The following is a 12193-nucleotide window of genomic DNA, read 5'->3' as shown; positions in this document are numbered from 1 at the left end:
CCCCGGTCGCACCAGCCCCGGTCGCACCAGCCCCGGTCGCACCAGCCCCGGTCGCACCAGCCCCGGTCGCACCAGCCCCGGTCGCGCCTGGGCCGGGCTGGCTGCCACCGTCGCGGCAGGAGGCGAGCCGGAGTCGGCGTCGCTCCATGAGCAGCAGCCAGGTGTCTTCGCGAACAAGGATCGAGACGTGCGGTCGAACCTGCGCACCGGTCCTCTGGCCGTAGCCCAGCGTGCGGGAGGCGAGGTCGGTCAGGGCATCGGCGCGGCGCTGGTCTCCGGTGCGGGTGTCATCGACCGCGGGCACCGGAGTGACTGCGTCCAGGGCGGCGCGCACGATTCCGCCTGCGACCGGGTCCAGGAAACCCGTCAGGTGCACTCCGCCGCCTCCGGCGGACATTCGGACGAACCGCCGGTCTCGCGCGGCGTCGAACCGCTTGTCCGCGGCGTCGGCGTCGATCGCGGCGGCCGCCTGCTGCAGCGCGCGGCGCAGCTGCGGCACCGGCAACCGGCGGCCCAGATCCACCAGCTCTTCCGGGTTCTCCGTCAGCGACGCCCGGGCGCGCTCGGACGAGCTCGCGAGTACGTCACCCATCGCCTGAACATGCCCGATCGTCAGCACACCCTCGCGGACGGCGTCTCCGACCTCGGGCAGGTCGGCCAGCGCGTGCGTGAGGTTCTCCTCGGCACGCGTGGCACCGCGGCTCTGCCGGCTGCTGGTGGTGCGCCAGCCGGTGAAGTCGCGTCGCTCTGCTCCGGGTCGGTGCCACCCGTCGGACTGCTTCACCAGACCGAGCACACCAGCCCGCGCCAGGCCGAGGACGGACACGGCCGAGTCGAGGCCGCTCAGCGACTCGGTCAGCGCTGTGGGGTCGATCGCCGGTGTGTCGGGCGCAACCTCGCCGAGCCTGGCTGCGTTGACCGCGGCTGCGTCGCGCGAGACCCCATCGAGGCCGGCCGGTCCGAGCCCCGACGCCCCAGCACCGCTCACCGGACTGCGCTGCAAGGTACGCACGAGGTCGGCGAGCCCAGCCACCGCGGTCCGGACCGCGGTGACGGCATCCCGCAACCGAGCCGCATCCGCACCCTGCGGTGGGGCGGCCACGAGACGGGGTGAGCCACCGGCGATGTGAGCGTGGCTGGGCGCCACGGCCATCGCCGACTCGACCGGTTCCGCTGTCACGCTCACCACCACCACCACCACTCGGGGTTCGACCATCTCCGTCGAACGTGTGTGCCGAGAGTACGGTGCAGCACCGACATCGGCGGCACCGCCCGCATGGTCGTGGACGATCGGACTTCTCGGCGCTCGGTGGACAGCTCAGCCGGACCTACGGCCCGGCCTACCGACCGGGGCAGACGTCAGGGGTGCGGAGTCTCGCGGTACTCCAGGGGCTTCGCCGCGTCATCGGGGAAGAGGTCGACCACCAGCTCCGGAACCGTGGTCCGCAGGACGTCCGAGAGCGCTACGAGCGTGGACAGGCGCGGGTTGGCGGGTGTGTTCTTCGCACGGTCGGACAGCCCCGACTCGAGCAGCTGGTAGTGGTTCCGATTGATCCCGGCGGCGGCTGCGACCTGCTCCTGCGTCAGGCCCCGCTCGGTACGCAGTCGGGCGAGCCGATGCCCCAGGCGCACCGCGAGGTCGCGGTCGGGGGATCGATCGGCGGGCACGGCATCCACCGTCCCGGCTGGGTATGCACGGTGTCAGCCGGGTAGACACGGGATCCCAGGGCGAGGCGCCCCGAGACACGAGCACGTGGACACTGCCCGCCGTGCGAGAGTGCCACGGTGGGCGACCAGGTGCCCTCGGCGATCCTCGCCGTCGGGCTGGGAGTGCTGCTCGCCGTCGTCGGTCTCGTGCCGTTCGTGGCGGTGGCCTACCGGCGAGGGCGCCTGACGTGGGTCGCGGCGCCCTGTGGACGCTGACGCTCGTGTACGGGCGCGGCGATCCGGACCTACACGCTGCGCCCGCTGGTGGTCGGCTCGCTGCTCGCGCTCGGGGTGCCCGCGCGGCTGCGCGGGTTCCACCCGGACGCGCAAGCCGCCCGCACCCCGGCGCCCGTGACGCGAGGGCGCCGGTTCCTCGCGATGCTGTGCGACCTGCTGTGGTCGGTCGTGACGCGGGTGGTGGTGGCGATCGCGGTGCAGCTGCTCCAGCTGGAACGGCGGGACCTGCTCACGAGCGGGCTCGCGAACGATGTCGCGTGGTGGGTGGTGCTGGGCACCTGGCTGGTGCTCGTCCTGGCGACGGGACGGACGGTGGGAGACGTGGCGGTCGAGCTGCGGTTCGTGCGCGAGCCCGACGGCGCAGCCGCGCCTCGTGCGCTGCGGCGCCCCTTGCGTTTCGTGGCCGGGATCGGCGGGTTCATGCTCCTGGACCTCGCCCCGCCCGGTTGGCAGTGGGCCGCGTGGCTGTTCGCGGCGGTGTCGCTCGTGGCGATGCTGCTCACGGTGAACGGGCGCGGCCTGCCGGGACTCGTGACCGGAATGAGGGTGGCGGATGCCCGGGAGAGGTGAGAGCCGGCTCACCCTCAAATCCGCAGACTTCCGCGGCGCAACGGACTAAGGTAGAGCGCGTCAGGAGCATTCACTGTTGTCACTCCTGACACGACCCCACGCATCCGCAGGGGTCACGCGCGCCGCTATCCGGCGCATGCAGGGAAAGGAGGTGAGTCCGAGCCATGACGACCACGCAACCCGTGACGCCCACTCGGTCCACCCGCCGCCGCTTCTCGATCCGCCGCGGCTGGACCGCGCTCCCGGGACCCGTCCCGCGGACAGCGCAGGACCGCCACGACGAGATCCAGGCCGGTGCGATGCGGGCCTTCCTGCTGCGGTAGCCGCCGACCCAGTCCTTGTCATCGACGGCCCGGGAGCGCTTCGGCGCACCCGGGCCGTCGTCGTGTCGCCCTGCTTCTCCTGTCCCGGGCACCAGCACGCGAGGCCGTCAACGGCCGCCGCGCACCTCCACCTTCGCCTCCACCTTCGCCTGCGGCGACATCATCAACCACATGACCAGATCCCGACGCGAAGCGGCCGGACTTGGACTGCACAACGCCCTCGGCTCGGAAGTGCCCGGCATCACGGCGCGCGAGTATGAGCGATCGGCTGTAGGCCGACCGCGACGCCCGCGTCCACGTGCTGCGCCAGGACGTCCACCTGCGTCAGCAGCTCGCGCGGCGCGGCGCTGACGTCGAGAGGCCAGAGCTCGATCTCGATCCCGAGGTTGCGAATGCGGACGACCCGCGGCCCGGACCGGTCCCCGCGGCTACCCGCATACACCAGCGTGCCGCGAGGGAGCCCGAGGGCGGCGCAGTACGCCGTCATCTGGAAGACGTCCGCCGTGGGATAGGCGTCACCCTCGGTTCCGAGCTTGTACTTGGCATCGAGCACCGCCACCGGCCGTCCGCCAATCGTGTGCACGATGTCAGGGCGGATCGGGACCGTGCCGTCCTCGTCCAGAACATCGCGATACTGCGTGTGGGTTGCTCCAGCGGAGCGCCGCTGCAGGGACTCACCGAGCGCGGTCGACACGAAGTCCTCGAACACCTTCGCCATGTCCACCACGAACGACGCCGTCGGTGACGCTCCCTCTCCACCGATGGTGCGCAAGATCAGCTCAGACAGTCGCAGAGCCGGCTGGTAGTCGCTGTTGAGTCGGCTCGGACGCCACGGTGGCAGAGGGGTCCCGCGGCGCAGCGCCGTCGCCCCCGTGAGGCGCCCCAGGAGGTGCTGCAGTCGCCCCCGCAGACGTCGATCGAGCCGGGGTAGTCCCGCCACGCGGACCAGGGCGGCACGGAGAATCCGGTTCTCCGGGGTGTCGACGTCGTACTCGTCGTACGCGACCTCCAGAGGGATGACGGCGCCCTGGTGACGGCTCATCTGTGCGCTGGTGCGAATGCGGCCGCGGAGCACCATCAGCTCTTCTTCGCGCGGCACGTACCCCTGCCGGACTCCACGCAGGAGCGCCCGTTCTGCCAGTCGCGCCAACGTCTCGGCCACGGCGGGCCAGAGGTCCTCGCGCGTGATGCCGTCGACCAGCCCCGGGGTGAACCGGAGATCCCGCCGATGGCGCCTACCTCACGCCGCCACGCCGACCCTCACGACCCACCCCACGGAACTCCACTTCCGTCTCGTCCCGGCCTTCTTCGTCAGTGCGCGGCCATGGCGAGCCGTCGAACAGAACTGCGACCTCGGCGTCCGCCTCGGGTGTGAACGCCGCATCCAGGTCCGCGCCCCAGGCTTCTTCGAGTCCGCCGAAGCGAACCAGCCCAGAGCTCACGGCTGATCTCCCGAACCGGGTCGACGGCGCCGGGCCCGCCCGGACCCATCGGGCACACCCGCTCCCGACGGCCCCGCGAACCGGGAGAGGAACGCCGCGAGCTCGGCCGCCGACTCCGGGGTGAGCTCCGCGTCCGGCCCGAGCTCGCCGTCGTCCAGCTCGCCGTCGCCGTCGTCCTCCTCGCTCAGCCCGTCCTCGTCGTCGTCGTCCCACAGGTCGCCGTCGGTGAGCCGCTCGAGCGCCTCGAGCTGGTCGATGATCTCCGCACGCCGAGCCGACATGAGGAACGCCGCATCCCCGAGGATCGGATCCAGCGACCACGTGCTGGCGACGTCCACCCCCAGCGCCTCGAGCAGTGCCGCGGCGCGCTGCGACGAGGACCCCTTCACCCCGACGGCCTCGTGCAGCTCGGTCGAGGTCAGTCGGCGCGCACTCAGCACGTCGTTCACCTTCGCCGCGATCCACAGCACGGCCGCCGCCCAGGTCTCGTCCCGCCCGCGCCGTCGGAACAGCGTCGGATCGGCGAGCGCCGCACGGGCGAGGATCCGCCGCGCGCTCGTCACGAGCTCGGTGCACTCGGGCTCCTCGATCAGCGCACGCAGTCCCCTCGTGGCGATCGCGTCCACGGACCGCAGCCGTTCGTGCACGTCCTCCGGCACGCCGTCGAGCACGAGCTCCTCGGGCGGCAGCGGCACGGCGTCGAGCCGAGCCAGCGCCCCGTGCCCGCCGACCTCCTCGGCGAGGGAGTCGAGGATGTCGCCGCCGGCGGACCAGTCACCCGAGTCGAACCCGTTCTTCGCGTTGAGCCGGTGCACCGCCTCGGCGTCGAGCACGCCGTCGGAGTCCAGCAGTCCCGCCTCGGCGAGCATCCCCATGAGGCCGTGCCGAGTCGGATCCGCGATCGCGGCGCGGTACTCGGGCTCGAACCGGGCGATCCCGGCGAGCGCCTCCGTGGTGGCCCCCTTCGGCGCGTCGCGCTCGGCGTGCGCGTACCGCACGAGCACGCGCAGCACCTCGGGGACGGCCGCGAGGAACTTCGGCTCCGCCGAGATCCTGCGCAGGCACCAGTCCATCAGCGCCGTCTCGGCCGTGACGTTGCTCCACCGCAGCGGGTCGCCCTCGCCGAGCGAGGAGGAGAAGCTCAGCAGCGAGCGCAGAACCGCGCGCGGCAGCGCGTCCGGACCTGCGTCGAGCCCGACGGCGAACGGCGACGCCAGCACGTCGTCCACATACGGCTCGAGCGTCTCGGGGGAGTGCGGCACGCGTTCGGGCACCGTGCCGCCCTCGGGCATCAGCCGCAGCAGCCACCGCAGCAGCCCGTACACCGCGGGCCACGAGTCCGACTCGACCGGGCGCTGCAGCGCGTGCCAGTTCGCGAGGCCCTGCTCGATCCGGGCGCGAGCGTCCGCCAGCGAGACGTCGACCACCTCCATCCCCGTCTCGGGGCGCTCGAGGGCCTGCTCGAGGTGGAACGCCTCGACGTCCTCGAGCGAGCGGTCGGTGGCGAACGCGTCCTTGACGATCGTGCCCATGTTCGCGTCGATGTACACGAAGAAGGTGAGCGGCCTGCGGGTGGGCAGGTCGACGTCGATCACCACGTTCAGGCCGTCGTCCAGCAGCGCGGTCATGAGGATCGCGCGCCGCGGCTGGATGCGGTCCGCGCGCAGCACCCATCCGGGCAGGGCGTGCCGACGCGCCGCGACCTCGCGGCGGATCTCCGCGCGCTCCGCATCAGCCGCCGCGTCGTCGCCCAGCATCTGGGCGAGCACGAGCAGGAGCGCGTCGCTCTGCCGCATCCCGGCCGCGCGGAACGTGCCCATGAGGCGGGCGAGCGTGACCCGCTCGCCGTCGGACCCGACCGCGTCGTCGCCTTCGTCGGTGAGATCGAGCGCCGCCACGAGCTGACTCGCGAGCAGGATGAGGTCCAGCGGGTGCTCGGCTTCGAGCGCGCCGTCGATCGCCTCGATCAGGCCCGGATCCTCGATGGCTTCGGGTCGCTCCTCGCGGGCGGGATGTTGCCGCTGCGGCGCGGCGTGTGCCCGACGGCGGGCCTCGGCCTGGGAGCGTGCGTGGCGGTCTCCCCGCTTGCGGTTCGTCACGCGCCCACCGTATGGGCTCGCGGGCCGTCCTCCCGCCTGCCGCCGCACGGCGCCTTCCGGCACTCGGGGCAGCGCGACTCCACTGCTGGCGACGGTTTCGGAGGCTGTGGCTCCGAAACCGTCGCCAACGACGGGATGAACCCTAGCCAAGTTCCTGGCTAGAATCGGGCCGTGGCCGTTTACAACATCCTCGAGGCACGGAACCAGCTTTCCCGGCTCGTCGCCGCTGCCGAGGCGGGGGAGGAGGTGACCATCGCACGCCGAGGCGAACCGGTCGTGCGGATGGTCCGCCTGGATCCGCCCGGGCCGGCCTCGGGAGCGGCGATCGTCGCCTGGCTCGGAGAGCACCCGGCGCGGCCGGGACTCGGCCGCTCCGCCGACGAGATCGACGCCGCGATCGAGATGGCCCGCGAGGGCTGGGAGTGAGTAGGCGACCAGGTGGGCGCATCTACCTGGACACCTGCGTGCTCATCTACGCCGTCGAGAGCGCGGACGCGCGTGGCGACGTGGTCCGCGATCGCCTGGCCCGGACACCCTCCTCGCTCGTGGTCAGCCCACTCGTGGCGATGGAGGCGCTCGTCGGACCGATCCGGAGCGGGGACATCGAGATCCGGGACCGCTACGTCGCCGTGCTCGGTCTGCTCGACGTCGTCGAGCTCCCGATGCCGGTGTTCCTCCGCGCGGCCGAGCTGCGCGCCAGCACCGGGTTGCGGACCCCGGACGCCCTCCATCTCGCGGCGGCCCAGGTGCACGGGTGCGCCGCACTGTGGACGAACGACGACCGCCTCGCGGCCGCGTCCCGCGGGCTCGCTCTGAACGTGCTGGCGTAGACCAGTCGGCGTAGGCCGCAGACCCCGCTGGCTACATGTCCCACACGTGCACGAGCACGGCGTTCGCCACTCCGGCCCGCGGCCCCTGTGCCGCCGTCATGCCGGTGAGCATCTCGCGCGGCGCCGGGTGATCGGGGAGCGCCGCCAGGTAGGCGGCGTGCGCCTCGAGCGAGGCGATCCCCTGCTCGAGCGGCTCGCCGGTCACGTCGATCCCGTGTGTGAGCGCTCTGTGCCCGGTGACGACGAGGCGAGGCGCCTTCCACGGTTCGAGGCCCTCCTCCTCCAGCAGCTCGCGGAACGTCCAGGGGTTGTCGGCGTCGCGCACCGCGTCGACCACCGTGACACCGCAGACGCGGTGGTCGGCGTGGTTGAGTCCCCATGGCGCCTCCAGCTCCCACGTGATCGTGACGACGACGTCGGGCCGCACCTGCCGGATGACGCGCGTCACGGCGCGGCGCAGCTCCAGGCCGGCCACGAGCTCGCCGTCGGGCGCGTCGAGGAACCGTACGGCCCGCACACCTACCGCGGCGCACCCCGCGCGCTGCTCGGCCTCGCGCAGGACGGCCGTCTCGGCCGGGTCGAGTCCGCGGATCCCCGCCTCGCCGCGGGTGAGCAGGAGGTAGGTCACCTCGACCCCGGCCGCGGTCCAGGAGGCGACGGCGCACGAGGCGCCGTACTCGGCGTCGTCGGGGTGTGCCACGACCACCAGCACCCGCTCGGCGCCGGCCAGCTCGAACAGGGGAAGGGTGTCGGTGTCGGCGGTCATGGTCCGACGGTAGGCCCGGCGCGCGCCCCGGCCCAGCCCGGTGTGGCGGCCGATGAGCGGCCGCCGACGCCGACCTGGGCGAGCCGCCACCGCCGTCGGCGTCCACGGGGCCACGATGCCGGCATGCGGATCGTGGTGGCAGGCGGCACCGGGACGGTGGGTGTGCCCGTGGTCGCCGAGGTCCAGCGCCGCGGTCACGACGTCGTGGTGGTCGCACGCGCCTCGGGCGTCGACGTCCTCACCGGGTCCGGTCTCGACGACGCGCTCGCGGGCGCCGACGCCGTGATCGACGTGCTGGGCACCTTCACCCTCAGCGGCCGCGCGAGCGCCCGCTTCTTCACCACGACCACGCAGCACCTGCTCGACGCCGAGCGGCGCCTCGGCGTGGAGCGTCACGTCGCGCTCTCGATCGTCGGCATCGACGCGCAGTCCGGGGGGTACTACGGCGGCAAGCGCACCCAGGAACGGGTTCTCGCGGACTCCGGTCGCCCGTACACGTTGCTGCGCGCCGCGCAGTTCCACGAGCTCGCGGGCACCATGCTGCACACCGCGGTCGTCGGCCCGGTGGTGGCGGTGCCGCGGATGGTCGTGGCACCCGTGGCGGCGGCGGAGGTCGCCGTTCGGCTCGTCGACCTCGCGGAGCAGCCCGCCGCCGGGCCCGTCCGCGATCTCGTCGGACCCGAGCGCCACCTCATGCTCGACCTCGTGCGCCGGTACGCGCGAGCCGTCGGGTCCTCCGCTCGGGTGGTGGGCATCCGCGTGCCCACACCCGGGTGGCACCGGATCGCGTCGGGCGTGCTCGCGGGCGGTGGGGACGTCGACCGGGGCACGCTCACGTTCCGGGACTGGCTCGCGGCGCAGGACCTTCCAGCCGACGCGTGAGCTCGTCGATCGAGACGGGCCGCCGCATGCCGCCGCGGGTGGGACAGCCGTGCCGGGAGGCGCCGAACCGCCACCACAGCCGGACACCGCCGATGGCCGGTGAACCGAAAGGGTCTGCCCCCCGAGCACGGAAGGAGTCTCCTGTGGGCCGCAGCGGCGACATGAGACTGATCTCGTCCGGTGGGTGCCGCACGTTGCCCAGGCCGAACGCCTCGCGCACGTCAGGCCACACCGGCGCGAGAGCAAGTGTGAGGTGCCTGACCTCGGCCACCGCCAGCGTGAGTGCGAGGAGCTCGGGGTCGAGGGGGCTGCGTCGCGATCCGATCCGCGCCGACCCGGGACGCGACCGGTGCCCGAACCGATGTCCCGACCGGGGCCCCGAGGGGCGTTCGGGGTGGTGTGCCCCGGCGCTCGAGTCGTCCTCGCAGTACCGGGTCAGGAGGGCGACCACACCCTCGTGCGTGATCGGCGAGCCTTCGCCTACCGAGACGCGCACGCCGTCGAGCGCCACGCGTTCGTCGACCCGGTCGGGACCGACCACGTAGCCGAAGGGCCGCAGCTCGCGGGAGGTGAGCCCGGCACGCGCGAGGGTGCGGGTGGTCGGACCGCAGCCTCGGTCCTCGTCGAGCGCCGACGCCGGCACGCGCGCCAGGAGCGCCGCACAGACCGCCGCCGGGAGCGGCCTGGTCTGCAGCGTGTCGCCGTGAAAGGCGGGCAGCCGCTCGACGTGCCCCGCGAGCGGGCCGGCGAGCTCGGCGTCGAGCAACCACCCGGGCGGGCCGAACGTGCCGGACAGCGCGGTGTGCGGTCGACGCGCACGCTGGCGGCGCCACAGCGCGGTGAGCTGCTCGGACGCCACCGCGCTCGTGGCGAGGCGGCTCGTCCTCGGGCTCGCGCAGCGGTCCGGATCGTGCGGCGTCGTGGTCATGGGGTGAGCCTCCTGGCCCGTCCGGCTGGCCGCCAGGCACCCTGTGGACGGCGCCCGCTCCCCGATTGAGTCGCCAGACTGTGGACAACCCATGTGGTAACCGACGTACCCTCCTGGTTGTGGAGCGCGTGGCGGAGCCGTCGGACGAGGTGCTCGACGCCGTCGACGACATCCGGGCCGGTCGACCGCGGGTCCTGGTCGTCGTCGGTGACGCTGCCGACCACACGCTCGACGCGACGATCGCGACATGCGACGACGCCGACATCGTGCGGGTTCCCTCCCACGCGCGCGAGCGCGCCCTCCCTTACGCGGTTCTGGTCACGCTGCTGCTTCGGCTCGGTCCCCTGCCACGAGGTCCGCTCACCGACCTCGCGACGCAGGGCGTGGGGGAGAGCACCGTCAGCCTCGGCGTGGCGCTCATCGACCACCTCTCCGCCCGGGCCGAGAAGCGCGCGATCCTCCTCGTGGTGCCGCGGCTCGACCTCGTGGACGTCGCCTCGACCGACGTGCTCCTCTTCGCGATGAACCGCCTGGAGAACGCGCGCGTGGGGCTGCTCGCCGGGACGCGCACGCCGCTCCCGGACATCGGCGATGCCGAGGTCTTCCTGCTCGACGGCGAGCCGTCCTTCTCGCCCGACCTCGCCGTCGAGGAGCGGGTGGACGAGGTGCTCGCGCCCGCCGCGCCGCGGCTGACCGCTGCGGCGGACGTCGACGGCGTCGCCGTCGCGGACCGTGATCCGTTCCTCATCGTCGTCCGCGCCGGCGAACGGGCCGCCGCGCAGGGCGCGCGGCTCGCCGCAGCCCAGGTCTGGAGCACCGCGGCGACGCTCGCCCCCGATCCGCCGACGGCGGCCGCGACCTACCTGCGCGCCGCGGCCGCGGCCTGGGACGCGGGGCGACCGGACATCGCGGTCGAGGCTCTGGGCGAGGCCGGACTCGACCTCGCGGATCCCGCGGAACGCGCGGCCGCGGCGATCCTCGAGGGACAGATCCTCACGTGGACCACCTCAGCGGAGGCCGCGCGCACCGCCCTGCTCGCGCGAGCCGAGGACCTCGAGCCGGAGCACGCGGCGACGCTGCTGGTCTCGGCCGCGGCGATCGCGACGATGGCTGCCCACGCCGACGCCGAGGACCTCGCCCGCAGGGCGCTGCGGACGGCGCGGGCGTGCGGCGCGAGCGCGACGACCGTGCTGTCGGCGCAGATCATGCTCACGCACGCCGCGCTGATGCGCTGCGACGGCGCGATCCCACGCGAGGTGACCGCAGCGTTCGAGCTGGGCGACGAGGTCACCGATCAGATCGGCCCGGGCGCGGAGCGCGACGTCCTCGGGATGGGGCAGATGGTCGGCTTCGACCAGATGATCCGGGAGGAGTGGCGCGCGGCCCGGACGACGTTCGGCGGCGTGCTGCGGGCCGCGCGGCAGGCGGGCTACGACGGCGCCGCGCGTTTCGCCGCGGCGATGGACGCGGAGGTCGCCTGGCGGATCGGCCGGTGGCCCGAGGCGCGCGCGGGCGCGCTGTCGGAGGCGGAGTTCGTGGCGGGGGTCGGCCGCCGGGCCGGCACCTGGGGCGACCCGACGTACGCCCGGGTGGAGGCCGCACTCGGGCACGTGGAGCTCGCCGTCGAGCACGCGGGTCGGTCGGCGCGCAGCGCCGACGCGCTGGGGCTGGAGGCTCTTGGGGCGTGGTCGAGGCACGCGCTCGGGCTCGCGGCGCTCGCGGACGGGCGGCCCGAGGACGCGATCGCCCCGCTGGAGTGGGTGGCGCAGGTGGCGTTGTCGTCCGGGCCGCGGCACCCCGGCATCCTCTGGTGGCACGGGGACTTGCTGGAGGCGTACGTGGCGACGGGTCGCGTCGTGGAGGCGACCCGGCTGCAACGCCGACTCGAGGCGCTCGCACGCTCGGGCAACGCGTGGTGCGCCGCGATCTGCGCGCGTGCGGAGGGCCTGCTGCGCGGGGACCGCTCGGCTCTGACCCGTTCGGCGCAGAAGCTGGACGCGCTCGGCGCGCCGTTCGAGGCGGCCCGCAGCCGGCTCGCGCTCGCGGAGCTGGGCGATCGCGGAGCGGCGACTGCCGCGCTCGGCGCGTTCACGAGTCTCGGCGCCGCTCCGTGGGTCGAGCGCGCACGGTTGGCAGGCGGTCTCGCGCCGGTGGCGGAACCGACGACGCTCGCGAACCTCACGCCGGCGGAGCTGCGGGTCGCGCTCGCCGTCGGGCGGGGCAGGACCACGCGTGAGGCGGCGTCGGAGCTGGCGCTCTCGCCGCGAACGGTCGACGCGCACCTGCAGGCGATCTACCGCAAGCTGCAGGTCCGCTCCCGCACGCAGCTGGCGCTGGTGCTGGGTGAGCGCGGGACGGACTGAGGTCGGTCGACCGAGCCGCCGGTGCACCCGACGATGCGTGCCGTGG

13 protein-coding genes are annotated in these 12193 nt (G+C 73.7%); 7 read left to right on the top strand and 6 right to left on the bottom strand.

Annotated elements, in window-relative coordinates; all coding sequences use genetic code 11:
* Both FH969_RS10480 and FH969_RS10475 read right to left on the bottom strand, forming a co-directional pair.
* Positions 1–988 (bottom strand): DUF222 domain-containing protein (locus FH969_RS10480; RefSeq protein WP_180359763.1); only part of this gene is annotated, 988 nt, incomplete at its 3' end.
* Between the two features lie 371 nt (positions 989–1359).
* Positions 1360–1668 carry a helix-turn-helix domain-containing protein gene (locus FH969_RS10475; protein ID WP_139987196.1) on the bottom strand — a complete coding sequence of 103 codons (309 nt, stop codon included), beginning with the start codon at positions 1666–1668 and terminating at the stop codon, positions 1360–1362.
* 117 nt (positions 1669–1785) lie between these two features.
* On the opposite strand from FH969_RS10475, the gene FH969_RS10470 reads away from it, so the two are divergent.
* From FH969_RS10470 to FH969_RS15280, 3 genes are all read left to right on the top strand, one after another.
* Positions 1786–1923, top strand: coding sequence for a sedoheptulose 7-phosphate cyclase (locus FH969_RS10470; RefSeq protein WP_139987195.1), 138 nt, complete (start codon positions 1786–1788; stop codon positions 1921–1923).
* Between the two features lie 48 nt (positions 1924–1971).
* On the top strand, positions 1972–2514 hold the full coding sequence (locus FH969_RS10465) for a hypothetical protein (protein WP_139987194.1): 543 nt from the start codon (positions 1972–1974) through the stop codon (positions 2512–2514).
* Between the two features lie 164 nt (positions 2515–2678).
* Positions 2679–2837 (top strand): hypothetical protein, encoded by a 159-nt coding sequence (locus tag FH969_RS15280; RefSeq protein WP_159096598.1) that lies wholly within the window; start codon positions 2679–2681, stop codon positions 2835–2837.
* 241 nt (positions 2838–3078) lie between these two features.
* Here the strand turns inward: FH969_RS15280 and FH969_RS10460 are convergent, their stop codons facing one another.
* Positions 3079–3999 (bottom strand): McrC family protein, encoded by a 921-nt coding sequence (locus FH969_RS10460; protein ID WP_180359762.1) that lies wholly within the window; start codon positions 3997–3999, stop codon positions 3079–3081.
* Between the two features lie 276 nt (positions 4000–4275).
* Positions 4276–6378 carry a DUF6398 domain-containing protein gene (locus FH969_RS10455; RefSeq protein ID WP_139987192.1) on the bottom strand — a complete coding sequence of 701 codons (2103 nt, stop codon included), beginning with the start codon at positions 6376–6378 and terminating at the stop codon, positions 4276–4278.
* A 171-nt stretch (positions 6379–6549) separates the two neighbouring features.
* Between FH969_RS10455 and FH969_RS10450 the strand changes: the two genes are divergently transcribed.
* Positions 6550–6804, top strand: a complete 255-nt coding sequence (locus FH969_RS10450) for a type II toxin-antitoxin system Phd/YefM family antitoxin (protein WP_108719781.1) — start codon at positions 6550–6552, stop codon at positions 6802–6804.
* A complete protein-coding gene (locus FH969_RS10445) occupies positions 6801–7208 on the top strand; it encodes a type II toxin-antitoxin system VapC family toxin (protein WP_180359761.1) in 408 nt (135 codons plus the stop codon). Before FH969_RS10450 ends, FH969_RS10445 begins: the two co-directional genes overlap by 4 nt.
* 31 nt (positions 7209–7239) lie before the next feature.
* Here the strand turns inward: FH969_RS10445 and FH969_RS10440 are convergent, their stop codons facing one another.
* Complete coding sequence (locus FH969_RS10440) at positions 7240–7974, bottom strand: PIG-L deacetylase family protein (RefSeq protein WP_108719783.1); 735 nt, start codon at positions 7972–7974, stop codon at positions 7240–7242.
* A gap of 123 nt (positions 7975–8097) precedes the next feature.
* On the opposite strand from FH969_RS10440, the gene FH969_RS10435 reads away from it, so the two are divergent.
* The gene (locus FH969_RS10435; RefSeq protein ID WP_108719784.1) at positions 8098–8856 is read left to right on the top strand and encodes an SDR family oxidoreductase; all 759 of its coding nucleotides are present in this window, start codon (positions 8098–8100) and stop codon (positions 8854–8856) included.
* Here the strand turns inward: FH969_RS10435 and FH969_RS10430 are convergent.
* Positions 8807–9784, bottom strand: a complete 978-nt coding sequence (locus FH969_RS10430) for a hypothetical protein (RefSeq protein WP_108719785.1) — start codon at positions 9782–9784, stop codon at positions 8807–8809. The genes FH969_RS10435 and FH969_RS10430 overlap by 50 nt on opposite strands.
* A gap of 119 nt (positions 9785–9903) precedes the next feature.
* Here FH969_RS10430 and FH969_RS10425 point away from each other — a divergent pair, with 119 nt between their 5' ends.
* Positions 9904–12147 (top strand): helix-turn-helix transcriptional regulator, encoded by a 2244-nt coding sequence (locus FH969_RS10425; protein ID WP_108719786.1) that lies wholly within the window; start codon positions 9904–9906, stop codon positions 12145–12147.
* Positions 12148–12193: the final 46 nt, after the last annotated feature.

This window comes from Miniimonas arenae, from assembly GCF_006351005.1.
Lineage (GTDB): Bacteria > Actinomycetota > Actinomycetes > Actinomycetales > Beutenbergiaceae > Miniimonas > Miniimonas arenae.
This window is presented reverse-complemented; position numbering and strand designations above follow the sequence as displayed.

Excerpts from the sequence above, each read along its gene's own strand:
- FH969_RS15280 (WP_159096598.1), top strand. The coding sequence starts at position 2,679 with ATGACGACCACGCAACCCGTGACGCCCACTCGGTCCACCCGCCGCCGC.
- FH969_RS10440 (WP_108719783.1), bottom strand. The coding sequence starts at position 7,974 with ATGACCGCCGACACCGACACCCTTCCCCTGTTCGAGCTGGCCGGCGCC.
- FH969_RS10435 (WP_108719784.1), top strand. The coding sequence starts at position 8,098 with ATGCGGATCGTGGTGGCAGGCGGCACCGGGACGGTGGGTGTGCCCGTG.
- FH969_RS10430 (WP_108719785.1), bottom strand. The coding sequence starts at position 9,784 with ATGACCACGACGCCGCACGATCCGGACCGCTGCGCGAGCCCGAGGACG.